The following is a 24078-nucleotide window of genomic DNA, read 5'->3' on the forward strand; positions in this document are numbered from 1 at the left end:
AGCTTGATTCAAAAGCAATCTCCTTTATTACATTTATTTCCTATAGGCGAGCAAGCTCAATGCATTGACCACCACTACCAACGTAGAGCCTTCGTGAACCGCCACGGCTATGCCGATACTTGCCCAGCTCATTATGGTCGCAGGGATTAAAAAGGCTACAACCCCCAAACTTACCCATAAGTTTTGCCTGATAATAGCTTTTGCTTTTCTGCTCAAACCAATGGCAAAGGGTAGGGTTTCCAGTTTATCGGCCATCAGCGCTATATCTGCTGTCTCTAAAGCCACGTCGCTTCCCGCTGCACCCATTGCAATACCAACGGTACTGTTTGCCATAGCAGGTGCATCATTAACACCATCGCCCACCATTGCCAGTTTATTTTCCTGTTCCGCAAGTTTTTTGATGGCCTCCACTTTTTCTTCGGGAAGCAGGCTTCCGCGTGCTTCGGTCAACCCGATTTCCTCGGCTACAGCGTCGGCCACTTTCTGGTTGTCGCCCGTAAGCATTATCATTTTCTTGATGCCTATTTCCTTTAGTTGGGCCAGGGTTTCCTTGGCTTTTTCCCGTGGGGTGTCCATCAGCCCGAGCATCCCTATAAATTCATCGCCCCTTTTTATTAGCATCGTGGTCTTTCCTTCCCCTTCAAGTGCTCTTACCTTTTCTGATACATCGCTGGGAACACCTTTATCAATATCCTCAAAAAGCTCAAGATTGCCTATGTAAATGGAATTCCCTTGATAGTTTGCCTTTATGCCCTTGCCCTGTACGGCCTCCAAATCATCGGCATCCGGAATCTTGGTGTCCTTCCCAAGCCGCTCCATCCCATCCCTTACAACTGCCTTTGCCAGGGGATGGTCGCTCAGTTCCTCAACCGCAATAGCAATTTCCAACAGTTCATTTTTATCTATGTTGCCAAAACTTTCGACATCGGTAAGTTTTGGTTTTCCTTCGGTAAGTGTTCCCGTTTTGTCAAAAGCGAGAGCGGTAAGTACCCCTAAGTCTTCCAAGGGGCGACCGCCTTTTATCAAAACCCCGCCTCGTGCTGCTCTTGCCACACCACTCAATACAGCAGATGGCGTAGATATAGCCAAGGCACAAGGACTGGCTGCCACAAGTACCGCCAGGGAACGGTACAGGCTTTCATTCCACGTTTCATCAATGACCAGGAAAGCAAAATTCAATAGTATGACCAATAAGATTACCGATGGCACGTAGTACCGCTCAAACTTGTCGGTCAATAATTGTGTGGGCGATTTTTGGTCCTGGGCCTCTTGAACCATAGTGACCAAGCGGTTGAGGGTAGAATCTTTTGCCTCTTTAATCACCTTTATTTCGAGGGTGTTGTTGCCATTGATGGTTCCTGAAAAAACACGGTTCTCGTCGGGAATATCGCTTTTTGCTGTATATTCCTTATCGGGATTTTCTATTGGTGTTTTGTCCACCGGAACGCTTTCCCCGGTAATGGGTGACTGGTCTATACTACTATTGCCCTTTACAATAACACCATCAGCAGATATTTTACTGTTGGGGCGTACCACGATAGTATCACCTATCTGTAACTCTTCTATACCGACTTCAACGGTATCGTCATCCTTCTTTAATAGTGCGGTTTTAGGCGCAAGGTCTGTTAACGCTGCAATGGACTTTTTTGCCTTGCCCATTGCGTAGTTTTCCAGTGCGTGACCCAGACTGAAAAGGAAGAGCAACAAGGCACCTTCTGCCCATTCGCCCAAATAGGCGGCTCCTGCAGCTGCGACCAGCATCAGGAAATCGATTTCAAATTCGCCTTTGGACACTTTGGTAATGGCCTCCTTTAGGGTAAAATAACCTCCAAAAAAATAGGCTGCAATATAGAGCCCAAAAGGGATGTTAGCTGAAACCCCTGTATATTTTTCCAACAGGAAACCTGTAATTAGTGTGACCCCACTTAAAATTGCAAAATAGAGCTCCGTGTTTTTGCCGAAGATGCCGCCGTGGTCGTGATTGTGGCCATCGCCTTTGCTGTGTTTTTCCTTGTCTTTCATATTATTAATGGTTTTGTTATTGTTAATTAAGATTTAATCCAGTTTTGGGCTTGTAATTTGTTAAAGGTTAACATTTTTGCTATTTCCAATTCATTTTTTGCAAACGTATTGCATTGAGAATGGCAACGAACGAAACACCTACATCGGCAAACACAGCCTCCCACATCGTAGCCAAACCGATGGCACCCAAAATGAGAAAAATCCCTTTTACCCCAAAAGCAAGACCAATATTTTGCCATACGATACGGCGTGTTGAGCGTCCAATTTGGATTCCTCGGGCCATCCTGCTCGGCTGGTCGGTCTGGATGATAACGTCTGCGGTCTCTATGGCCACATCGCTGCCCAAACCACCCATTGCAATACCCACATCACTGGCTGCAAGCACGGGTGCATCGTTGATGCCGTCGCCCATAAATGCTACCGTGGATTCAGGTTGTTCCTTGAGCTTTTCGACCTCGTTGAGCTTATCTTCGGGTAGCAAGCCGCCTTTGGCCCAATCAATATTCAGTTCCTTGGCAACTTGTTGGGTTATGGAATCCTTGTCTCCTGAGAGCATTATGATTTTAGCTATTCCGGCCTCCCGAATCTGTTGAATGGTGTGATGTGCGTCTTCCTTAAGTTCATCGGCAATGGTCACATAGCCTGCGAATTTTCCATCGATGGCGACCATCACTATAGATTCGACTATCACATCGGTTTCAGGGGGAATATCAACACTATTGGAAGTCATCAATGCTTTGTTGCCGACCAAGACCTGCTTATGGTTGACCGTGCCTTTTAATCCCTTACCGGCAACTTCAGAAACTTCGGATGCCTTAAAATCAGTACCGTCCGCCTTGTATTCCAGAATTGCCTTTGCAATGGGGTGAGTAGATTGTTCTTCCATCGCCATCAGGTATTTCATAAATTCCACTTCCGCAAAAGCGGATGTATTTATCACTTCCTTAATCTTAAAGACCCCTTTGGTAACGGTTCCGGTTTTGTCCATCACCACAGTATTCACTTTGGTCATTGCATCGAGAAAGGATGCACCTTTGAACAGGATTCCGTTGCGCGATGCCGCACCCAGACCGCCGAAATAGCCCAGTGGAATGGAAATGACCAAGGCACAAGGGCAGGAAATCACCAAGAAAATTAAAGCTCGGTATAGCCAATCCCTAAACACATATTCATCGACAAAAAAGTATGGTAACAAAGTGAGCGCGATAGCAAGGAAAACCACGATAGGCGTATAAATCCGTGCAAACTTCCTGATAAATAATTCGGTCTTCGATTTCCGGGCCGTGGCATTCTGTACCATCTCCAGAATACGGGCGATGGAACTGTCCTTGAATTTCTTGGTGGTTTCTACTTCGATGACACCGTCGAGATTGATGCTTCCCGCAAAGACTTTTTCGTTCTGTGTTATGGTGTCGGGTTTGCTTTCGCCAGTAATGGCAGCTGTATTGAGCGATGCTTTGTTTGATAACAGTTTGCCATCCAACGGGATTTTTTCGCCCACCCGTACCTGTATCTTCTCGCCAATATTGACCGTTTCGGGATTGACGGAAACGAAGTCCCCATTACGATAGACCAATGCCTCGTCCGGTCGTGCATCCAGAAGCGCCCTAATGTTTCCTTTGGCACGGTTTACGGCAGCATTTTGGAACAGTTCGCCCACGGCATAGAACAACATCACGGCAACACCCTCTGGATATTCGCCTATGGCAAATGCTCCCAAGGTTGCGATGGACATCAGGAAAAATTCTGTAAAGAAATCGCCATTTTTAATACTTTCCCATCCCTCCTTGATGACGGGAAAGCCAACAGGGATGTAAGCCACCGTGTACCACACAATCCTGACCCATCCCTTAAAGAAAGGAAAGGCATCGAAATAGTCAATGGCAATACCAACTATGAGCATCACAAAGCTGAAAATTGCCGGTAAATAGGTTTTGAGCTTTTTTTCGCTTGCTGAAATTACAGTGGACTGTTTCCCTTTTAGCTCCCGTAGCTGTAGTTTTTTCTTTTTCATCCTTTTGTTGAGACCCAGGTCATTGCCTGCTCTTTATTTTTAATATCAAAAAATTTAACTTCAGACTTTATGAAAAAATCAGTTGCCTTCGCGGCCCATTCCTGCCATTTTTTGTTGCCCACAAAAGCCATCTTGCCATAATCTCCCAAGTGTGCCGAATCAATCTTTAGGTCTTCCCAAAAGCCTTTAAGGGTATAGCCTTCAAAATCTTCCATTTCAAAATAGAAATCCACTTTATGGCCTTTTTCAATGATGTTGTGGATGAGCGGATGTATCTTTTCCATATCCTTTTCCGTAAGTTTTCCGCTGATTTTAGCGGCAACAAGGTTCTCTTGCTTTAAATTTAAGATCTGTAACATATTCATAAATTTTAAATTGTTCTATTGAAGCTTCGCCGTCAAGCTCAGCAAAGCAGCCCTCCAATCCGGCTATTAGCGTTAATTCAGGTTACACCTTATTATTATAAAACGTAATATGTTTCAGGTTTCTTTTTCTCGGGGATGTCATCATCACCTGTCATCTCCTTTAGATTAATTTCTATAGTTTGGGCCAAATCGGTCATTGGTGTGTCCATTGGGTTGTTTTCAAACGGATCCTGCATTAAAATTGATGTTTTCTCAATGGCTATAAAGATGATAGGGATAGCGACGGTAAGCCCAATTTCCACAGAGAGGTAATTATCAGACAGGCCGAATGGAAGCATTGTGGCAAATACATAAATGATGAGGTGGATCAACAGGCTATGTGCCTTGGGGAATACCGTGTTTTTAATCCTTTCGCATTTGCCCATTGAATCGCATAACCTAGCGATTGTACTATCTATCTGTACTTGCTGATAGTCGTTCACTTGGTTTTCCTTTTTTGCAATTGCCAATGCTTCTGAATGCTTTAATAGTATAGCATTGGGAACATTTTGGTCATTAATGTCCTGAATTTTTAAATAGCCAGCTACCTTAGGGGAAAAGTCCACTTTCCTTAAGGACTCACCCAGTGCATAGCACCACACAATTTGTCGTAAAACTATTTCTTTAATCCTAAATTCATACTGACTATCCTGCCGGTCATAAAAGGTTATGCCCTGTCGTACCAAAGTACGAGAGTCGTTGACAATGGCGCCCCAAATAATACGGGCTTCCCACCAGCGTTCATAGGCTTGATTGGTCCTGAAACCTAACAGTAGTGCCACAGCAGTCCCGAAAACCCCTGTAACGGCTATAGGTATCGAAATTTTACTTAGAAAACCGAATTGGTCTAAAATACCCATAGTTATGGCATAAAACACAATAAATAAAATGTCATATTTAATATATTTAAGAAAGGACCAGATGGATATCCGTTTATTTAAGAGCATTTTTTATTTGTTAAATTACTGGTTGTCCAATTTTAAAACCATTTGTGCAAACTGCACTTCTATGGTATCATCTATACCTTTTATGATGGAATCCAAGCCTGTATCAGCCACCAAAACCTGTCCTCTGGCACTTATCAAACACGACATACTTACGCCTTGTTCAATATGTGTAATGGTTGCTTTAAATTGTGATTTAAAGGCTTTTCCTTGATAAGTAACATCTATCAGCCAATTAAAGTCGATAGGGTCGTGCCGTTTTGACAAAAAATCAACAGAAGGCACCGTACCGGTAAACCGAAGCATTAAGGGGTCTTCCTCCCCTGCCAGCATAGCTTTGATTTCAGGGTTGTTGGTCGATAGCGTTTTAAGGTCGAGTACCCCACTGACCACTTTGGAATCATAGTCGAGATATAAGGCCAGTTTGTGGCTTTCTGCCTTAAAGGGTACACTATCGACCCTTGCCATCATCTCAACGTGGCCTTCTTCGGTCCTGTAAATTTTTTGGGCGTTCGCATTGAGAATACCAAAAAATAGAATTATCAATATATAGTACTTCATCGGTTGTTATTTATTGATGCGTTCAGTACCGCAATTAGGACAAAATTTTGCTTCGACTGGCACACTCTCGTTACAATTGCTGCAGTTGGACTTGCCTAAAGGTGAACCGCACTTTTTACAAAAGGCTGCATTTTCATCATTTTTCTCACCACAGGCTGTGCAACGAATCATAACCTTTGCATCTGAACTATCTTCCCTATAGCCATAACCGCGTTTATTGTGATGCCCACGGGAATGATGGCCTCCGTTTTGAAAGCCTCGAAATAAATGTTTTAAAAATCCCATATCAATATATCTTTTAGTTTATTCTTTTATTAACCAGCCAATACCTGTCATCAGTCACTTTCAATCCATATTTTGGCTTCCTGTTTTTGGTCTGAACCAAAATATTTGATTTCGGCATTGCAAAATGGTTTCATAAATTGGGTGGCCCACTTTCGCCACTTTTTTTCGCCGACCAATGCTATTTTTTCATACTCCTTTTCGTGGTCAACATCTTTAGAGAAATCTTTCCATAGCCCATCTATATGCCAGCCTTGAAAATCGTTCATCTCAAAATACCACCGAACCTTTAATCCTTTTTCAAGAATACTATGGATAAGCGGATGTATTTTTTCAAAGTCGTACTGGTTGAGTTTACCGCTAGCCTTTGTGGTAACCACATTTTCGCTCTTTATGTCTGTAATCTGTAACATCTTTTAAAATTAATATTATTATTAGTGCATTGTAAGTGCAAATATCCATTGGCTTTACACTTACTTTTTTTAATTATAAAGTGCCTTCTCTTTTCCTAAGTACAAGATGGCTTCGGGCAAATCGAGTTCGTGCGTGGCATTGCCTGTGCGTATATAAAACCGTGACCTCCCGTCCTGACTTAGATAGACCGGTATTTTGGCCGGGGCTATTTCTATGTAGCACACGTCATTTTCTCCATATCTGTAAAAAGATACATTTACTGCCATACACAAATGGGCACCCACTTTCAGAGATACCAACTGCATCAGGTATTGCTCAAAACCATCTGTGTCAGGTTTTTTCAAGGTGTCAAAATCCTGGTTTAGACCGAGGATGTTGCCGTTATCGTCTACTCCTATAAGCAAATTACCACCGTTGGTGTTCATAAAACCCGCTATGGTCTTGATAATTACAAATTCCAACTGTTTATTCACTTTGGATTGACGTAAATCCCATCGCAGACTTGATTTGAACTCCACCAAATCATTCTCGCCTTTTTTAATGAGTTCCAGCAGGGTTTGCCCATCCATCCGTTTCCTGTTCAGTTGAAAAATCTTTTTTCTGAAAAAGACCATCAAGGCAAGGCTGCTTCCCAATATTCCGAACAACAGGTTTTTAAGGACTTGGTCAACATCGGTAAAACCCCATACGGTTTCAAAAGCCTCGCCAAGATAGCTTGGCCAGTGACCGGAATCGCCCGACCGGTCAAAGAGAAAAAGGGATAGGCCCAAGGGTTGCAGTATAAAGACCCCAAAGGCAAAGCCTGCCAAAAGCCATATCCCTATTTTTCTTCTTTGCATAGATAACGGTGTTATGGTCGTTCGGTCAAAAGCAAAACACTGTTATTTTTTGTCCTTTAACAGGAACGTCTTGCGTTTCTCAAACTCCTCTTCGTCGATTTCGCCGCGGGCGTACCGCTCCCTCAGGGCTTCCATTGCCCTGTCCTTTCTGTTTTTCTGTCCCGGTGTGGGGTAGGGAATCAGGAATATCCAGAAGATGAGGATTATCCATAACCCCCACCATATCCAGTGCATTCCCCCAAAATACCAATCGTCCATCATAATTTTCTAGATTTAAAGATTCATGTTTCAGTTACTATTGCTATTGCTTGTTTGTTCGAGCCAGTTGTTGGCCATGTTTCCATCTTCAGGTCCGAAATATTTTATGTGGGCTTCACTAAACGGCAATAGCGATTCGGTAAACCGTTCTTGCCATGTTTTTTCGCCCACCAAGGCTATTTTCTTAAGCCGTGCTTCTTCGGGAAAGGAAATATCCAACCTCTCACCGCTGCTTTTCTTCACTCCTTTTTTGCGAGGCTCCATTTCCATATACCAAGCGGCCAGTTCATTGCTTTTCAAATGTTCATTCAGGGCCTTGACTAAGGTCGCCCCATCATCGGCATCCAGCTCTTGATCTGCGATGGTATATAAGATTTGGTCTTTTTTATAGATTGCTATCATCGTCGTATTCTTTTGATATTATTGTCCTTAAAGGTTACTCCAAATTGCCATTGCATTTATTGCATACTCCCGTTACGACCAGATTGATATCCTCTGCCATATATCCTTGGGGCAGGTTTACCTGCGGGATTTTACGGTCGGTCAAACAAACGGTCTCGTTGCACCTAGTGCAATGAAAATGCAGGTGCAGGTCGTTGCCCACCTCACATTCACAGTCTTCCTCACAGAGCGCATATTTCATAATGCCCGTACCATCCTCTATCTGATGTACGATGCCTTTTTCCTCAAATGTTTTCATCGTCCGGAAAAGGGTGCTCCTTTCGGATATCTCGAAAAAATTCTCTAGCTCTCCCAAACTGATGGCTACCTCGCTTTGCAGTAACTTTTTATAGGTCAACAGTCGCATCGGTGTGGGCCGTATTCCCTTGCTTTCCAGTTTTTTGACAATTTTTTCCATTTTAAAAGGATTACAGATCGTAGCGTTTAAGGGATTTTCCTGTTTTGATCTGGAAGGCATCCTCTATATCCGATAAATAGATGATACCGTCCCCTGGGTCGGGCGTTTTACCGTTTTCCGTAATAATATCGATTGCCGCTTGTGCTTCCTCATTTTGGCATACCAACTCCACTTTTACCACCGGGCTATCGGTAATATTAAAATCAAGGGAGGGTCTTGCTCCTTTTGCCTTGAACGCCCCGGTGCCCTCTGCTTGTGAGAGCGTCATACTTTTAAAACCGTTATCGCTAAGGGCTTCGATGACCCTTTGTATCCTGTTCGGTTTTACAAATGCTTTTATTTCTTTCATTTTTAAAATTTTTAAATTTTTAATCGATTTTGAACCGAGCCTGTTTTCTAATTTTTAACTAACCAATTAAGACGATAAACAAACCCGGAATCAAAACCTTTGATTTTTAGAGAATTAATGTCCGTGCTCCAATTCGCCTTTAACCATTTCCGAAGAAAGGGTATAGGCTCCATTTGTTACTATTTTGATATTTTCGGGTGTTCCTGCAGGCAGGTTAACTTCTACAAAGCCCAGATCGTTGACCCCCGTACTCACGGGGATGCGTTTATATTTCATTTTATTTTCAACAGGTTCTTCATCCTCATCCACGATGAAGATATAAGACTGTTCACCTTCCTGGACAATGGCTTCCTCGGGAACAGCAAAGCCTGATTTTTCTCCTTGCACGATTCTTCCCTCCACATACATTCCGGGCAAAAGGTCTTTGTCCTTATTTTCAATATCTGCCAATACCTCTATGGCCTTGGGATCGCTCTCAAACGTCTGGCCTATGGAACGCACGGTGGCCTTTAACAATTCATTAGGTTTTGAGGCTGTTGAAAAATATATCTGTTGCCCTTCCTTGACCTGCTTGATGTCCTTTTCATATACTTTGAAATTGACATAGATTTTTGAATTATCGCTTATCGAGAACATTTTGGATTGTGGGGCCACATAATCGCCCAGGCTTACCATTACTTCGCCCACATAGCCACTAATGGGCGTAATAATGGGGATGGCAGAATAGATCTCCCCTTCGGCCACTTTGGAAGGGTCCAGTCCCAACAAGCGTAGTTTGGACTTTAGGCCGTTTACACTGGAAGTGGTGGAACGAAATTTGGATTGCGCCATTTGGAATTCCTTGCCAGAGGAAACCCCTTTGTCATAGAGGGTCTTTTTGCGCTCAAAATCCTGCTTTAAAAATACCAGTTCGTCATTCTTTTCCTGGTATTCCTGTTGCATGGCGATGATATCCGGGTGTTCTATATAGGCCAACACCTGTCCCTTGCGCACAATGTTGCCCGGTACTACCTTGATCGAGCTAACATTTCCACCAATAAAGGGACTAATGTTTGCCCTGTCCTGTGGGAAGAGTTCGAGTGTTCCTGTTACCTTAATGTTGTTCCCTAAATTACGTTCCTCCAGAGGTTTCGTTTCCAGACCGATGGTTTCGGCCTGTTGTTTTGAGATTGCTACAACACCTTCTTCCCCTTCTTCCCCTTCGTGGCCTTCTTCGCCATGCGCATCTTCTCCAGGTGCTTCGGTTTTTGATACGCCTTCAGTTTCGTTATGCCCAAGCTCGGATTTTGGGGCATCGTTACAGCTCAGAAACATAAGTGTCAATAATACGGTACTAACTAATAGTATATTCTTCATTTTTCTTTCTTTTTAAGATTATAGATTGCCCAATTGATATTGTATCTCAATGGCCTGTTGGTTATATTGGTTGATGAAATCCAAATGGTTTATTTTGATGTTGATGGCACTGTTGAGGATGGTGATATAGCTAATGTAGTCTATCTCACCTTCCTTGTTTGCCAGTTCGGCAGTGGTCAACTGTTCCTCTGCCAGTGGCAGTGCCGCTTCTTCATAGTACCTCAACGACTTCAACGTTTTGTCCTGGGCTTTGTACAGTTGGGAGACCAGGCTCTCGGTGGTCGCCTTTTGTGTCAAATACTGGTTTTCGGCCACCATGGCATCTGCCTTGGCCGCCCTTACCCTATTTTTTTGCGGAAGGAACCACAAAGGGATGCTGATGCCCGCCTGATAGGCATTGAACCCCGTAACATCATTATACTTGAGATTGTCATAGCTCAGGCTGAACTTTGGCAGGAACTGGGATTTTTCGACCTTTACGTTCGCTTTGCCCACTGCTGCGTTCTGAAGGTCGAACTGCAGCAACGGGTTATTGCTTATATCCAAAGTGTCTACAACCGATATTGGGTTTATGATCCCATAAGGCCCATCCATCGTATCAATGGAACCATCGATTCCCAGATATTGCTTCAATGCCCTTTTGGCGATCTCGATATCATCATAGGACTGTTGCTTTAATACCTGTATTTGTTGGTACTCCGAGGTAGCCGAAATATAGGCGAGTTTTCCGGTCTCACCGCTATCGTACCTCAATTTGGCCGCACTTTCAAAATCGGCATAGATGCTGTCCAGCCTTTCGGCGAGCTTCAGGCGGGCCTTATTGTAGGCAATCTCGTAATAGGCCTGCATCACATCCCGTAACAGCTGCTGCTCACTAAGGTCATAGAATTTCTCGCCCAGCTTGGTGCGTTCCTTATAGAACCTGGATTTTGAAAACCCGGAGAGCAGGTCAATGTTGCCCTGTTGTACCCCGAAGGTACGCAGATTTCCCTGATTCAGGCCTTGGTCTTCCCTGCCGGCATATAGAAACGTGCTGCCCAGGTCAAAACTGGTGCCCTTCAAGGCCTGTTCCCTGTCTATGAACGCTTGTCCTTCCTTAAGGGTGGGGTAATTTTCCCTTGCCATTGCTATAGCTTCATCTAAAGTCAAGGTTTGAGCGATGGGATTGTTTTGGGCCGATAGGTTACCAGATGATAAAAATCCTCCAACCAACAATAAAACTGGAATGATGGCTTGACTTTTTTTGATATAACCCGTATTGTCACCATTATTTCTACGCTCCTTACGGGATTCCAACCAACTATAAAGTACCGGGACTACCACCAATGTTAAAAAGGTTGCCGTAATCAAGCCACCAATAACGACGGTTGCCAATGGTCGCTGCACTTCTGCACCACCGGAAGTAGAAATCGCCATTGGGATAAAGCCCATAATGGCCGCCGTTGCCGTAAGCAATATAGGGCGCAAGCGCTCGTGGGTTGCCTCGTAGATCCTGTCTTTTAAATTTGTCATACCACTTTCTTTTAAATCATTGAATTTGTTGATCAGTACCAATCCGTTCAATACCGCTACCCCAAAGAGCACGATAAACCCAACACCTGCGGAAATACTGAATGGCATTCCCCGTATCCAAAGGGCAAACACGCCACCAATGGCTGCCAGGGGTACTGCCATATAAATCATTACCGACTGTGAGAACGAGCTCAAGGCAAAGTAGAGCAATATGAAAATTAGGAACAGTGCAATAGGCACTACGATCATTAATCGGTCGGTCGCCCTTTGAAGGTTCTCAAAAGAACCGCCATAGGTTATATAATAGCCCGGGGGCAGTTTCAACTGGGCATCGAGCTTTTGCTGAACCTCCTCGACCATGGACTTGACATCCCTGCCCCGAACGTTTACCCCCACATAGATTCGCCGGTAGGTATTGTCCCTGGAAATTTGCATGGGCCCGGGTTTATAGCTGATGTCCGCCAATTCCTTTAGGGGCACTTGGTTACCACTGGGCAGGTCTATGTACAGGTTTTTAAGGTTGTTGATATCCTTTCGATAGGCCTCGGCCAGACGGATGACCACTTCAAAGCGCTTTTCGCCCTCGAATATGACACTTGCCGATTCCCCTGCGAAGGCGGCACTCACATAATCGTTGAGCTTGTCAATGGTAACCCCGTATTGCGCCATCTTTGCCCGGTTATAGACAACGGTCATCTGTGGCAGGCCACTGGTCGCTTCCGCCCGTACATCACCAGCGCCATCTACGGTTTGTATGATTGCCGCCATTTCTTGCGCCTTTTCGGCCAGAACATCCAGGTCCTCACCATAGATCTTGATGGCAACATCTTCCCGGACACCCGTCAACAGTTCATTGAAACGGAGCTCTACGGGTTGGGTAAACACAAAGTTCACACCGGGGATAACCGAAATCTTTTCCTTTATTTTTTCTATGAGTTCTTCCTTGCTCTCCGCACTGGTCCATTTGCTCTTATCCTTTTCAAGGATGATGTAACTATCGGCAATGTCCATGGGCATGGGGTCGGTAGGGATTTCTGCCACCCCGATCCTCGAGATCATGGTCTTCACTTCGGGAAATTCATTTACCAGATTTTGTAGTTTTTTTGAAGCTTCAATGGATTCGGTAAGGCTACTGCCAGGTTTTATCAGGGCCTGCATGGCAATATCGCCTTCATCCAGCTTTGGGATAAACTCCCCGCCCATAGTGCTAAAAATAAATCCTGCGATTGCCAGTAAAGCAACTGCCCCTAAAACAATACCTGCCTTAAAACGCAATGCAAACGAAAGCAATGGCTTATACGCTTTGTTCAACCCTGCCATGATTTTATCACTGAACCTATCGATACTATTTTCAAATTTGGCGAACCAATGGTCCGGGTTTTTTGCAGGTTTCAGGAACAAGGCCGAAACCATAGGTACGTAGGTAAGGCAGAGGATAATCGCCCCAAGTACGGCAAAACCAAAGGTAAATGCCATGGGACGGAACATCTTTCCTTCAACTCCAGTAAGGAAAAGGATCGGTGTAAATACGATAAGGATGATAAGCTGACCGAAAAAGGCAGAGTTCATCATCGTACTTCCAGATTCGTATGCCATTTCATCCATTTCGGCCTGACCTATCGCTGCTTTTGATTTTTTCATCCGTTGATGGATATGCAATACCATACCTTCCACAATGATTACCGCACCATCCACGATGATCCCAAAATCGATGGCACCAAGGGACATTAAATTTGCCCATACGCCGAACTGTTTCATCAGGATAAATGCGAACAGTAATGATAACGGGATTACCGAAGCGGTAATCAATCCGCCACGTAAACTCCCCAAGAGCAGTACAAGCACAAAGATCACAATCAATGAACCTTCAATCAAGTTCTTCTCTACCGTACTTGTGGTCCTGGCTATAAGTTCGGCACGGCTTAAGAACGGTTCAATATAAACGCCCTCGGGAAGCGATTTCTGTATCTCGTCAATTCGTTTTTCTACATTATTGATCACATTACTTGGACTTTCTCCCTTTAACATCAAAATCTGACCTCCCACGGATTCGTGGCCATCTTGGGTAAACGCACCATAACGCACCTGGTTGCCATAGCCCACTTTTTCGGCGATATCCCGTACCAATACGGGAGTTCCGTTTTGGGTGGTAACCACTGTATTTTTCAAATCTTCAAGGCTACGGGCCAACCCCTCGCCACGGATAAAGTTGGCCTGATGGTTTTTTTCAATATAGGCACCGCCCGTGTTGGCGTTGTTTACTTTCAGGGCTTCAAAAACCTGATTCATTGTAATGCCAAAACTTTTTAGTTTATCAGGATTTATGGCAACTTCATATTGTTTCACATAGCCCCCAAAAGCATTGACCTCTACCACTCCAGGGACTAATGCCATTTGGCGTTTGACGATCCAATCCTGAATGGTACGAAGCTCCATGGCATCGTATTTATCTTCGTAACCTTCTTTTACCTTTAGAGTGTATTGGAATATTTCGCCCAGACCCGTAGTAATGGGTGCCATAAAAGGCGTACCAAAACCTTCGGGAATTTCCCCGGCGACTTCGGTCAATTTTTCTTGCACCAATTGCCGGGGAAGATAGGTGCCTGCTTCGTCCTTAAAAACAATGGTAACCACGGACAGCCCAAAACGAGATACCGAACGCAGCTCGATAACGTCAGGAAGGTTGGCCATTGCCAATTCTACAGGATAGGTAACAAATTGTTCAATATCCTCAGTACCTAAATTTGGGGCTACTGTAATAACCTGTACTTGGTTGTTGGTAATATCGGGGACAGAACCCAGATTTATAGTGGCCATAGACCAAATGCCCGTACCTACCAGTGCCACTATGAAGAGCCCAATAATAAACTTGTTATTAATGGAAAATGAAATGATTTTGTTAATCATAGTAAAAGTATTAATTCAGTTTAAACATCGCAATGCAATGAGATACAATGCGTTTATAATGTGATGCTTATTTTGAAAAGCATCACGTAAGGATATAGCTATCCTTAAAAAAACTGAATTATACTTTAGGTGGTTGGAAAAGCGATTCCAAATATCTGGAAGTGAAGTTTACTTTATATAAGTTAAACTGTTCTTTCCCTTCAAACTTTAATAGATTAATTAAAGCCGAATTGTTGTTCGCAATAATTAATACTAAAGGGTGGCAACATTGCTGATGGGAATGGATTGGTGTTTTCTGCTTACCAGAGTCATTATGGTGCCTTTCAGCTTTTGCTACGTTACCAAAGTAATCTTCAACTACATATTCAAGGAAAGAGTCACCATAAACTTTATGGTCTTGGTAATGGATTAGGATGCTTGAAATTTCTTTAATGGGTCCACAAAAGTCCATATCAATACTAATTCCCTGAAAAAAGAATAATAGCGACATTGATATGGAAAAAAGTGTTTTCATAAATTTCAACAAAGGTAAGAATTAATCGATGCACAGGTTGTGCAAAAACTTGAAAGGCTGAAGAATTGGTAGTCTACGCTTTTGCGTCAAAACTTAAGAAATAACCTTTTTACCAATTCCAACTACCCTTGGGATACATCATGTTTCAATTCAGGATATTTCAATTCAGGATATCAGGATATAGGGTATTTAGCAATGGTCTTCTCAATTGGAAAAGTCTAATCCCTTTCCCATATCCTTATTATTCTTGTTTGATTGAACAATGGCTATATTTTGTGGTTTTACATTTGATTCCTGATGTCGGACATTTCCTTTATGTAGATTTTTATTTAGTTCGTTAGAGTATTGCATCATTCCTGCTTGCATAGCATTCATGTGATCGTCGGTTGACGCAACGTTTTTGAACATCGGAGTTGTTAGATTTAACTCTTTCGCCAATTCATAGCCAAGATTAAATGCTTTTTTATACTCCTCATCAATTTTAATATTTTCTTCCATGGCTAAAAAGTTTCACGAACGTGCGCCTCAATATATTCATTAATAGAATCCCTATCATATAGAATTACTTTCTTTTGAGGTTGGGAAAATCTGATTTTACCTTCGTCCCTAAGCTTTTGCAAAGTAGTGGTAGACTTTATTTTTAGATGGAACATTGCCTCTTCCCCATCGATCCATTTGTCAGGTTTATCTTTTCTTTTGGATTCTACATGTTCGATTACCTTATCAAATAAGGCATAGAAAGCTTCTTCTTGTAGGCAAACTACTTGCATTGTATTAATTCTTTGCCAAAATGGATTACCCCATTTTTTGGGTCTATTATCCCCGTAATTTAAAGATTTTCCGAAATCTGTTCCCCGTAAAGAAGTCCATCGGTCGATTTATTGGTTGTATGGAACTTTAGCGATTTAGAAATTGATGACTTTTTCCAAAGCGTCATCAGTTTCTTTGTGCATAAAATTCGATTGATAATTAACCGTAGTTGTAATCGAAGAATGGCGATACAATTTTTGGAGCATTTGAATAGGTATTTTATCACCGGAAATATTTCCAAAACTATGCCGCGCAATATGCATAGATATCTTCTTCTCAATACCAAGCTTTTCGCCGACAATTTCCAATCGACGGTTTAGATTACGGGTAATGGTCTTAACTCTGGTTGCCACCCTTTTCTCATCTTTCAAATCGGTACCTTTTAAAAAAGGAAAAACTAAATCATCCTTTCCTGTCTTCTGAGCAGCAAAATATGCTAGTATTTCTTTGGCCTTATCTGGAACGACCAATGAGACAAGTTTTCTGTTCTTCCCCATACGATAATATAAACGACCATCTTTAAAATCTTTCCATTTTAGCTTTATGAGATCGGCGACACGAACACCTGCAAAGTAAAAACTAGTTAGCCAAGCGTAGACGGCATGAAGTTGTGCTTTTGTTAAATTATTAGCCGTTTCAAGCAATAGAACCTCTTCCCTATTCAATCCAATCTTTTCGCTTTCGGGAAATTTGATCTGTATTTTACCTTTACCAAATGGATAATTGCCATCATCTACATGATATTCCTTTCTGGCAAAATTATAGATGGTTCGAATAAGCATTAGGTAATTTATCGCAGTCCTTTCAGCAACCTTTCTATCATACAAGAGATATGCTTTGAAATCCTTTAACAGAGTAACGTCCAGATCCGTAAAAAAAAGTTTTTTACGCCCTAAAAATGTTTTGAAAATGTCTAGTCTTTTTTCTTGATTGTAGTGCTGATTGAATTTCTTTCGTTTTAAGAGATTGGACAAAAACAGCTTACTAGCTTCAAAAAAATCCATTTTGGTTTTTCCAATAATCTTTTTCTTTATTTTTTTTGCGGATTGGGAATTGTTTTGATTTTCATTGTCAATTAATCTGTCGTTTGCTTCTGCTATCTTCTTTGCGACTAAACTATTTAGACGTTTTGAATTGGGATGAGATTTTTTAACGCGTTTAAATTTATCATCCCAAAATTTGCTTTCAATATACTGTCCAGTGAATAAATATGACGACCTTCTATCTTTGGTAATTCGAATAGCGATTGGAAAAAGGCCAGCGCTATTTGGTTTTTTCATTAAAAATGATTGTATAGTAGCCATAAACCCCAATTTTATTACCTAAAGATACAAATTTTAGGTAAAACATAGGTAAAACATTTGGTGGTTTTTCTTGAATTTTTATGGCTTTATTGAGCAAATAGAAATAGTCAAATAACTCATAAACAATTGATTATCAATTCATATTAGACCAAATGGGTTCAAATGTCTCAGGATTCATAACCCGGAGGCCGAGGGTTCAAGTCCCTCTCTCGCTACAAGGCTCAAAGTCAACAAAATCAACGGTTTGTGTGTTCACAAACCGTTTTTTTATGTCCATGATTTCCCTACTTTTACAAAACGAATACGAAAAAGCATACGTTTTTCGCATGAAAGTGAATTTTTCAGAGCCAAAAATCTATACAGGAGGAGTGGATGTATCCAAGTGGTCCACCCTGTCCAGAAAGGAACAAAATGATGCGTTGGATAAACCTTGGTATGTTTACTATTCCTTCAGAAATCCCGAAACTGGGAAAATGATACGTCAAGGCCAGATCAAGGGCGGAGCAAACAAGTTCAAGACCAAAAAAGAACGTTATCAATTCCTTGCCATTCTTCGGAACAACTTGCACCAGCTGCTTGCCATGGGATTCAATCCCTACTCGGATAATTCTGAGCTCATCCATAAAATAGAGGGAGAACCCAATCATAAGAAAGAACATTCCGAAACAAAAAAGAGAAAACCCAAGTCCGAAAGGGCCAAATCAATCATTTCTAAAAATTCTAAACCAAAGATTCAAAAACCAGTGGATAATGGAATGGAAATCCATAAAGCAATGGAATTTGGTCTTCAAATAAAAAAGAATACGCTTTCGGCAAATTCCTATCCAAAATTCAAGAACCATATTACAAGATTTCAAAAATGGCTGCGCTCGGAACGGCCAGATTTAAAGGGAATCCGAGAGATTGACAAGAAAATCATCGTAGCGTACCTAAATTCGATGCTCAGCACCAGTTCATCTAGAAACAGAAACAACGGAAGAACTTGTCTTAGTTCACTTTTTACGACCTTGGAAAACAATGAAATCATCGAAGAAAATTTCATCAAAAAAATTAACGTCTTAAAGACCAAGCCCAAACGAAATAAGACCTATACTCCTGAACAATTGGAAAGATTGGAGAAGTATATGAAGGAGAACGACCCCTTATTATTGTTATATGTATATTTCGTATCCTATAATATGCTAAGGCCTGTAGAAGTATGTAGGCTACGTGTGAGTGATATTGATAAGGCGGACAAAAAATTATACATTCGAGCGAAGAATAAACCAGTGAAAATCAAGATTATCCCCGATATTTTGCTGAGTAAGCTTCCTGATCTCTCAGTAATGCAACCAGACCATTTTCTATTTACACCTTATGGCTTTGGAGAACCCTGGAATTTAAAAGAAGTGGATAGACGGAATTACTTTTCGAGAAGGTTTAAAAAAATAAAGGATATTTTTAAACTTGGAGATGAATATGGACTTTATAGCTATAGGCATACTAATATAGGAATGATGTATCGGGAAATGTCTAAAAGTATGTCCCCTATGGAAGTCAAGAGCAAATTGATGTTGATTACCGGTCACACTACACTCATCGCCCTTGAAAAATATTTACGGGATATCGATGCGGAGCTTCCCATGGACTACTCTGGTTACCTAGACCCAGACTATTATAAAAACCTAACGGATAAGTCTTGATGAATTATTTTGGACGCCTAGAAAAAATAGATTTACCCTCAAAGAATGAGGAGGAAAGGCTGAAACTCTTTTCTAAAAGAAGACTCTTTAAAAAAAGCAATGTCATATCCCTAACTCTAAACACTAAGACCGATTTATTAAAGGACAATTCCAAAACCGTTTATGAGCCGAAAAAAGCTTTGGTCGTTGACTTCTACAATTACCTTTTAGAGATTTACAGAGAGGATATAGAGGAAGAATGCATTCTATACCTCAGCCCTTACAACGAAATCACCTTTGGTTTAGAAAATCAAGAGAAAATAAAAGTTGCCAGGTATTATTACCGGCACATTGCCACAGAAATAATTGAAAAGGGAATAAAAATGGTACGGTATGAAGTAGAGAAAAAGGGTACCGATAGGGTTGCCCGTGCTACCCTGTTAGAACAATGTGAAATAAAACAAAACACCCTGAAAAACAGGGTGATAAGTGAAAACAGGGTTGGCCTTGACCATTATTTAATGGGTAGGGGTAGCTATTTCACCCCGGTCCTACCCTACCAGATACCCATCCTAAGTGAAATAATACAATTTGAAGGTGCGCTTCAATCGATTTTGGCACTGAACCATGATTTTTCCTTTGAAGAAGACACTTTTTTTGACAAAAATGCTACACCAGAAAGCCCAGGCCTAGACACTATTACCAAAACTCTAATGAAAAAGGTTAAAAGAAAAAGAATGCCTACGGACGAAGAGGCCAAGGAATACCTGATTGACACTTTATTTAGAAGCAAAGATTAAATCTTAGTTTTAAGCTAATAAAAAGCGCTTTGGCCCTTAAAAAATATGTAAATTATTATCCTATAAGCCAAAGGTCATAATTATGACTAATACAATTATGGCACAAATAAAAAAGAATAACGTTGCAAAAAGTATGTTATTCTTGATACTCCTTTTGTTCATTATTAGATATTAGAAAACACGAATCCTGTACTTAACCTGTATAAAAACGCATAAAGGACAATAACAAACATTACCATAGTAAAAATGGTAAAAGCTTTGAAATAGTGCTTAACAATATAATTCTGAATACTCTTAAATGCTTCACTATAGATTTCCTTAAAAAGTAAAATTGTTTTCATAGGATTTGAGTTTATATTTTGTACATATTTCAGAAGATTGTCAGAACCAAGAGTGCTTTCTCTACGAATTGCTAAAATGAGTTGATGAAGTGTGATGTGCTTTCGGAATATCCAATAAATCGGTCGTTAATCGACAAACGGTCATTTACAATTTTATGCTTAAAATCAAATTTATTGGATAAACTGTTCAGGTTTTAGTGAACCCAATTCAGTTTTAAGTCGACATTGTATCCAATATAGCCGCCCCCTAAAGCATACCAATGGATTCATCAACTATTTGCCGTATTCTTAAAATCATTGAAATGACATGACGTTCTTAGAAGAACTCATCCATAGGGTACCTTTTTAAGTAACATCTTACGGCTTGCGGATGACCTGGAGGCCATGATAGATTTTAACGTAGATTTGAAAAGTGTTAATTGTACGGACGAAAAAGACATACATCCTATTTTTGAGCATTGATAAAAAACGAACAATGAACCGTTTTTGACATTTAGATAAAGGGTAACCCTCTTCTAAACCTAAATTAAATTATTTCCGGTTTTTATTTACAGAAATACAATGCTACCCGGTTAGCACCCAACCCAATCCAATCCAAAATATCAATTAAGGGTTATGCTTGCACCCTGATTTAGCAATAAAGGGTTGGCTACTACCCCATTGATTACCATCAGTTTTAGGCTATTTAGGCATTTTGGGTTAGCTTTTTAAGTAAATACCCGCGACATAACCCTCCTAAACCCCCTTCAATACCCTCTCAAAACCCTCTCAAAACCCGGGTACCTACCCGAGTAGCATTTGTAACTTTTTATTTTTAATTTTTTTAGAATTTTACCCTCTATTTGTCCATATAATCTTGCCAAGTAACCAACACGTATTTTTCCTTCCCGTTCTCCGTTTTTTTTAAAAATCCATATTCGTACACGAATAGGTACACCTCCCCTTTTTGATTTTTCCAATAGTGAGTAAAAAAGTTGGGGTCGAATCCCACTTCCAGTAACACACTGCTTCTGATCGTTACCTTCCCTCCTTTGTTATATTCCTTTAAGATTTTACGGTTCAGTTTCAGCTGATTGTCCACTTTATTATAGAAACGTTCCGGTCGTTCCTTTTCCTTTTGGTATTGGTAAGCACTCTTGCAATGCAGGTTGCAATATTTCTTATCCGTCCTGCCCGTAAGTTGCTTTTTACAGTACAGACATTCATGCTGTAATCTCATATCCATAAACTTAAGTGAATCCTTATGCGAACATTATTCGCTTAAGGTACGGCTAAATCATTTTCTTTAATCATCTTGTAAAAAAAAAAATCATGTTCAAAGGGAGAAGTATTACACTGAGGCATTTATTGATCGATGAAATAAAACATATAGGACTCCAGTTCAAATCGGATAAGGTTGTTCTGGCACTTGTTGAGAAATTACCGGGCATAAGCTGGAACGAGGAATATGGGATGTACCATATCCCGAACAACAAAACCAATCTTGGAATTCTATTCAGTACATTTCGTGGAGAGGTCTGGATAAACGGAAACTATTTTTTTGAAAATAGTACTGGGCTCAATCAAGAAAAACCCAAGAACATTTCATGGTATAGGACCAGGAATCTGAAAAAAGGGCTCAAAAGATGCCCGGACGAATATCTGGACAAATTGGAACTAAGAAAATATTCTGAAAATACCGTAAAGACTTATGTGCACCATTTTGAGGTCTTTATCAACCATTATCATAATATAAGGCCAGATGCAATCAACGAAAAGGAAATAAGGGACTATCTACAGGAGCTTTCTAGGCAAGGACGTTCAACTTCCTATCTAAACCAAGCGGTGAACAGTATCAAGTTCTATTTCGAGGTAGTTATGGGAATGCCCAACCGGTTCTATGAGATCGAGCGGCCTATCCAACGAAAACAATTGCCCAAAGTGCTCTCGAAAAGTGAAATTCTATGCCTGATAGAGAACACCAATAATCTAAAGCACCGTTGTATCGTTTCCCTTCTATATTCTGCCGGTCTTCGTAGAAGTGAGCTCTTGAACCTGAAATTGAAGGATATCGATAGTAAGAGGATGCTTATCACTATAAAGGCCGCTAAGGGAAATAAGGATAGAATGACGGTACTAAGCCCCACCCTCTTGGAGAACCTACGCAACTATTACAAGGAATACAGGCCAAATAATTATCTTTTCGAAGGACCGAGACAGAGACCTTACACAGCGTCAAGCGTGCTAAAACTGATCTCAATGGCCGCTAAAAGAGCGGGTATCTATAAAAAAGTAACGCCCCATATGCTTAGACATAGCTTTGCTACCCACCTTCTGGAAGATGGCACCGATATAAGGCACATTCAACTATTATTAGGTCATAGCTCGACCAAAACAACGGAAATTTATACCCATGTGGCGGAAACCTCCTTCAATGGCATAAAAGATCTCTTATCTTAGTTCCACATATAAAAGATATATAGATCATATGATCTATATCCTTACGTTAGCCCTAATTTTAATGAAACTAATAGATTTACATACTCTTTTAGACGAACACTCCAGACTATTAGATTTGGCAACCATAGCTGAAGAAAATTGCAAGCGGCTTTTAGAAGAAGAAACTAGGGACAGTCAGAACGAGTGGAATGAATTTGGGATAAATAACTTGATATTTCGACTGATTGAGCAAGTATTTGTATTTAACCACATTCTATGGCAAACACTGCACATCAGAACAAAAATTGGAATCTACATTAAAGACCCCGATAAGATTCATTTCATGGACTTGGAACAAGTAGGTTATTATCAGCTCGACACCATAGAAGACGGCGTGGCCATTGATGATTGGCTTGTCTATGAAAAGTAAGTGGTACTTAAAAAAAACTAGGGCTAACAAGGCATAAACGTCAGCCTTCGGCCGACGGCCTCGCCCGTCGTTTATACTAGACGTTAGGCATAATTTAAAAAATGAGAATACTATTTAAAATATTACTGATATTTATATTTACTTCTACAATAATGAACGCACAAAATTCAGAAGAACGCTGGGACACTTATATGGCGACATATGAAGATGGAAAATCAGGTTCAACAACTTTGAGAATGGACTTAATCGATTATACGCCAATCGAAAGTTATGATAATGTTTTAGTTACTGGATTGACATATGAAACTTCAAAAGAAAACGGTTTCCCTGAAAATGAAACTTTTAGTCTTTTACATAAAGTAGCAGATGAATTAATCGAAATTGTAGAAGGGGAAACAGAATTTATCTTAGTCGGTTCGTTTATGTATAACAATGAAAGGCTGGAGTATTTCTACATTAAGGAGCCCAAAAATATTATTTCAGAAATTGAAAAATTCTACAAAAACAATTATCCCAATTATAAATTCTATCTGAATGTTAAAGAAGATAAAGAATGGACTTATTATCGAGATTTTTTATATCCAAATGAAGAAACTAAAAATTATATGGCCGACCAATCTGTTTTACGGAATTTGGAAGAGGCAGGAGACAAACTAACTAAGGCAAGGCGTGTTGACCATTGGCTATATTTTTCTAATGAATTAGAAATGAATAAATGTCAGGAAGAATTAACTAAATCCAAATTCCAAGTTCAAAATGCTGGAATTAATAATGAAACTACTCTACCTTATGAATTACAGGTCTGGAGAATAGATAATGTTGATATTAATTCTATTTATCCAATTACCTCTAATTTGAGAATTGTAGCACAGAAGTATGGTGGAGAATATGACGGATGGGAAACGTCAGTAGAACGGGAATAAAACTATGCCTAACAAAGCCTAAACGTAATGCGGACTTCAGGGCTAAAACGAATGGTCTGTGTATATTTATAATGTCGCTAAATCTTGGGGATTTAGCTTTAGACAAGAAAAAAATAAATCTAAACCAAAAGCTTTAGCTTGGTGCGCAGACGGAAA

The 24078-nt window shown here is 40.8% G+C and carries 25 protein-coding genes; 5 read left to right on the forward strand and 20 right to left on the reverse strand.

All coding sequences use genetic code 11. The annotated features are described in order from the left end of the window. Window positions 1–33: 33 nt before the first annotated feature. The 18 genes from PP182_RS08710 to PP182_RS08795 form a co-directional block, all read right to left on the reverse strand. Window positions 34–2022 carry a heavy metal translocating P-type ATPase gene (locus PP182_RS08710; RefSeq protein WP_094998950.1) on the reverse strand — a complete coding sequence of 663 codons (1989 nt, stop codon included), beginning with the start codon at window positions 2020–2022 and terminating at the stop codon, window positions 34–36. 79 nt (window positions 2023–2101) lie between these two features. After that, window positions 2102–4036 carry a heavy metal translocating P-type ATPase gene (locus PP182_RS08715; protein ID WP_094998951.1) on the reverse strand — a complete coding sequence of 645 codons (1935 nt, stop codon included), beginning with the start codon at window positions 4034–4036 and terminating at the stop codon, window positions 2102–2104. Further along, window positions 4033–4395, reverse strand: a complete 363-nt coding sequence (locus PP182_RS08720; RefSeq protein ID WP_094998952.1) for an STAS/SEC14 domain-containing protein — start codon at window positions 4393–4395, stop codon at window positions 4033–4035. The genes PP182_RS08715 and PP182_RS08720 overlap by 4 nt, the downstream gene beginning before the upstream one ends. Before the next feature lie 101 nt (window positions 4396–4496). Beyond that, window positions 4497–5387, reverse strand: coding sequence for a bestrophin family protein (locus PP182_RS08725; RefSeq protein WP_094998953.1), 891 nt, complete (start codon window positions 5385–5387; stop codon window positions 4497–4499). A 15-nt stretch (window positions 5388–5402) separates the two neighbouring features. Then, window positions 5403–5945, reverse strand: a complete 543-nt coding sequence (locus PP182_RS08730) for a hypothetical protein (RefSeq protein ID WP_094998954.1) — start codon at window positions 5943–5945, stop codon at window positions 5403–5405. 6 nt (window positions 5946–5951) lie between these two features. Further along, window positions 5952–6230: a zinc-ribbon domain-containing protein gene (locus PP182_RS08735; protein WP_094998955.1), complete on the reverse strand. Its 279-nt coding sequence runs from the start codon at window positions 6228–6230 to the stop codon at window positions 5952–5954. A 50-nt stretch (window positions 6231–6280) separates the two neighbouring features. Next, window positions 6281–6640: an STAS/SEC14 domain-containing protein gene (locus tag PP182_RS08740; RefSeq protein ID WP_094998956.1), complete on the reverse strand. Its 360-nt coding sequence runs from the start codon at window positions 6638–6640 to the stop codon at window positions 6281–6283. 69 nt (window positions 6641–6709) lie between these two features. Beyond that, window positions 6710–7480 (reverse strand): AlbA family DNA-binding domain-containing protein, encoded by a 771-nt coding sequence (locus PP182_RS08745; protein WP_094998957.1) that lies wholly within the window; start codon window positions 7478–7480, stop codon window positions 6710–6712. A gap of 42 nt (window positions 7481–7522) precedes the next feature. Next, a complete protein-coding gene (locus PP182_RS08750; RefSeq protein ID WP_036383466.1) occupies window positions 7523–7741 on the reverse strand; it encodes an SHOCT domain-containing protein in 219 nt (72 codons plus the stop codon). 27 nt (window positions 7742–7768) lie between these two features. Next, a complete protein-coding gene (locus PP182_RS08755) occupies window positions 7769–8140 on the reverse strand; it encodes an STAS/SEC14 domain-containing protein (RefSeq protein WP_094998958.1) in 372 nt (123 codons plus the stop codon). Window positions 8141–8174: 34 nt separating this feature from the next. Then, window positions 8175–8597: a Fur family transcriptional regulator gene (locus tag PP182_RS08760; RefSeq protein ID WP_094998959.1), complete on the reverse strand. Its 423-nt coding sequence runs from the start codon at window positions 8595–8597 to the stop codon at window positions 8175–8177. 10 nt (window positions 8598–8607) lie between these two features. Further along, complete coding sequence (locus PP182_RS08765) at window positions 8608–8946, reverse strand: P-II family nitrogen regulator (RefSeq protein WP_094998960.1); 339 nt, start codon at window positions 8944–8946, stop codon at window positions 8608–8610. Window positions 8947–9060: 114 nt separating this feature from the next. Further along, window positions 9061–10302 (reverse strand): efflux RND transporter periplasmic adaptor subunit, encoded by a 1242-nt coding sequence (locus tag PP182_RS08770; RefSeq protein WP_094998961.1) that lies wholly within the window; start codon window positions 10300–10302, stop codon window positions 9061–9063. A gap of 18 nt (window positions 10303–10320) precedes the next feature. After that, window positions 10321–14721 (reverse strand): CusA/CzcA family heavy metal efflux RND transporter, encoded by a 4401-nt coding sequence (locus PP182_RS08775; protein WP_094998962.1) that lies wholly within the window; start codon window positions 14719–14721, stop codon window positions 10321–10323. Between the two features lie 118 nt (window positions 14722–14839). After that, window positions 14840–15235, reverse strand: a complete 396-nt coding sequence (locus PP182_RS08780) for a hypothetical protein (RefSeq protein WP_225604828.1) — start codon at window positions 15233–15235, stop codon at window positions 14840–14842. A gap of 204 nt (window positions 15236–15439) precedes the next feature. Further along, the gene (locus tag PP182_RS08785) at window positions 15440–15733 is read right to left on the reverse strand and encodes a hypothetical protein (protein WP_094998963.1); all 294 of its coding nucleotides are present in this window, start codon (window positions 15731–15733) and stop codon (window positions 15440–15442) included. Between the two features lie 2 nt (window positions 15734–15735). After that, a complete protein-coding gene (locus PP182_RS08790) occupies window positions 15736–16005 on the reverse strand; it encodes a helix-turn-helix domain-containing protein (protein WP_094998964.1) in 270 nt (89 codons plus the stop codon). Window positions 16006–16140: 135 nt separating this feature from the next. Beyond that, window positions 16141–17349 (reverse strand): site-specific integrase, encoded by a 1209-nt coding sequence (locus tag PP182_RS08795; protein ID WP_094998965.1) that lies wholly within the window; start codon window positions 17347–17349, stop codon window positions 16141–16143. Window positions 17350–17618: 269 nt separating this feature from the next. Between PP182_RS08795 and PP182_RS08800 the strand changes: the two genes are divergently transcribed. Together PP182_RS08800 and PP182_RS08805 are read left to right on the forward strand one after the other, a co-directional pair. After that, the gene (locus PP182_RS08800; RefSeq protein ID WP_272650880.1) at window positions 17619–19031 is read left to right on the forward strand and encodes a tyrosine-type recombinase/integrase; all 1413 of its coding nucleotides are present in this window, start codon (window positions 17619–17621) and stop codon (window positions 19029–19031) included. Next, window positions 19028–19810: a hypothetical protein gene (locus PP182_RS08805; protein WP_272650881.1), complete on the forward strand. Its 783-nt coding sequence runs from the start codon at window positions 19028–19030 to the stop codon at window positions 19808–19810. The genes PP182_RS08800 and PP182_RS08805 overlap by 4 nt, the downstream gene beginning before the upstream one ends. Before the next feature lie 164 nt (window positions 19811–19974). On the opposite strand, the gene PP182_RS21030 is transcribed toward PP182_RS08805, so the two are convergent. Beyond that, entirely contained in the window at window positions 19975–20151 is a 177-nt protein-coding gene (locus tag PP182_RS21030; protein ID WP_330097984.1) for a DUF6747 family protein, read from the reverse strand. An 838-nt stretch (window positions 20152–20989) separates the two neighbouring features. Next, the gene (locus tag PP182_RS08810) at window positions 20990–21370 is read right to left on the reverse strand and encodes a hypothetical protein (protein ID WP_272650882.1); all 381 of its coding nucleotides are present in this window, start codon (window positions 21368–21370) and stop codon (window positions 20990–20992) included. Between the two features lie 92 nt (window positions 21371–21462). Between PP182_RS08810 and xerA the strand changes: the two genes are divergently transcribed. From xerA to PP182_RS08825, 3 genes are all read left to right on the forward strand, one after another. Next, window positions 21463–22590: a site-specific tyrosine recombinase/integron integrase gene (gene xerA / locus PP182_RS08815; protein WP_272650883.1), complete on the forward strand. Its 1128-nt coding sequence runs from the start codon at window positions 21463–21465 to the stop codon at window positions 22588–22590. 61 nt (window positions 22591–22651) lie between these two features. Then, window positions 22652–22999, forward strand: a complete 348-nt coding sequence (locus PP182_RS08820; RefSeq protein ID WP_272650884.1) for a hypothetical protein — start codon at window positions 22652–22654, stop codon at window positions 22997–22999. 152 nt (window positions 23000–23151) lie between these two features. Further along, window positions 23152–23922 (forward strand): DUF695 domain-containing protein, encoded by a 771-nt coding sequence (locus PP182_RS08825; protein ID WP_272650885.1) that lies wholly within the window; start codon window positions 23152–23154, stop codon window positions 23920–23922. Window positions 23923–24078: the final 156 nt, after the last annotated feature.

Source organism: Maribacter sp. PR1 (genome assembly GCF_028464145.1).
Classification (GTDB): Bacteria; Bacteroidota; Bacteroidia; order Flavobacteriales; family Flavobacteriaceae; genus Maribacter.

Bases quoted from the DNA above. Each gene is read 5' to 3' on its own strand.
- xerA (WP_272650883.1), top strand. From the start codon at position 21,463: ATGTTCAAAGGGAGAAGTATTACACTGAGGCATTTATTGATCGATGAA.
- PP182_RS08715 (WP_094998951.1), bottom strand. From the start codon at position 4,036: ATGAAAAAGAAAAAACTACAGCTACGGGAGCTAAAAGGGAAACAGTCC.
- PP182_RS08825 (WP_272650885.1), top strand. From the start codon at position 23,152: ATGAACGCACAAAATTCAGAAGAACGCTGGGACACTTATATGGCGACA.
- PP182_RS08735 (WP_094998955.1), bottom strand. From the start codon at position 6,230: ATGGGATTTTTAAAACATTTATTTCGAGGCTTTCAAAACGGAGGCCAT.
- PP182_RS21030 (WP_330097984.1), bottom strand. From the start codon at position 20,151: ATGAAAACAATTTTACTTTTTAAGGAAATCTATAGTGAAGCATTTAAG.
- PP182_RS08800 (WP_272650880.1), top strand. From the start codon at position 17,619: ATGTCCATGATTTCCCTACTTTTACAAAACGAATACGAAAAAGCATAC.
- PP182_RS08740 (WP_094998956.1), bottom strand. From the start codon at position 6,640: ATGTTACAGATTACAGACATAAAGAGCGAAAATGTGGTTACCACAAAG.
- PP182_RS08710 (WP_094998950.1), bottom strand. From the start codon at position 2,022: ATGAAAGACAAGGAAAAACACAGCAAAGGCGATGGCCACAATCACGAC.
- PP182_RS08720 (WP_094998952.1), bottom strand. From the start codon at position 4,395: ATGTTACAGATCTTAAATTTAAAGCAAGAGAACCTTGTTGCCGCTAAA.
- PP182_RS08745 (WP_094998957.1), bottom strand. From the start codon at position 7,480: ATGCAAAGAAGAAAAATAGGGATATGGCTTTTGGCAGGCTTTGCCTTT.
- PP182_RS08750 (WP_036383466.1), bottom strand. From the start codon at position 7,741: ATGATGGACGATTGGTATTTTGGGGGAATGCACTGGATATGGTGGGGG.
- PP182_RS08765 (WP_094998960.1), bottom strand. From the start codon at position 8,946: ATGAAAGAAATAAAAGCATTTGTAAAACCGAACAGGATACAAAGGGTC.
- PP182_RS08755 (WP_094998958.1), bottom strand. From the start codon at position 8,140: ATGATAGCAATCTATAAAAAAGACCAAATCTTATATACCATCGCAGAT.
- PP182_RS08730 (WP_094998954.1), bottom strand. From the start codon at position 5,945: ATGAAGTACTATATATTGATAATTCTATTTTTTGGTATTCTCAATGCG.
- PP182_RS08780 (WP_225604828.1), bottom strand. From the start codon at position 15,235: ATGAAAACACTTTTTTCCATATCAATGTCGCTATTATTCTTTTTTCAG.
- PP182_RS08775 (WP_094998962.1), bottom strand. From the start codon at position 14,721: ATGATTAACAAAATCATTTCATTTTCCATTAATAACAAGTTTATTATT.
- PP182_RS08790 (WP_094998964.1), bottom strand. From the start codon at position 16,005: ATGCAAGTAGTTTGCCTACAAGAAGAAGCTTTCTATGCCTTATTTGAT.
- PP182_RS08810 (WP_272650882.1), bottom strand. From the start codon at position 21,370: ATGAGATTACAGCATGAATGTCTGTACTGTAAAAAGCAACTTACGGGC.
- PP182_RS08795 (WP_094998965.1), bottom strand. From the start codon at position 17,349: ATGGCTACTATACAATCATTTTTAATGAAAAAACCAAATAGCGCTGGC.
- PP182_RS08785 (WP_094998963.1), bottom strand. From the start codon at position 15,733: ATGGAAGAAAATATTAAAATTGATGAGGAGTATAAAAAAGCATTTAAT.
- PP182_RS08770 (WP_094998961.1), bottom strand. From the start codon at position 10,302: ATGAAGAATATACTATTAGTTAGTACCGTATTATTGACACTTATGTTT.
- PP182_RS08760 (WP_094998959.1), bottom strand. From the start codon at position 8,597: ATGGAAAAAATTGTCAAAAAACTGGAAAGCAAGGGAATACGGCCCACA.
- PP182_RS08820 (WP_272650884.1), top strand. From the start codon at position 22,652: ATGAAACTAATAGATTTACATACTCTTTTAGACGAACACTCCAGACTA.
- PP182_RS08725 (WP_094998953.1), bottom strand. From the start codon at position 5,387: ATGCTCTTAAATAAACGGATATCCATCTGGTCCTTTCTTAAATATATT.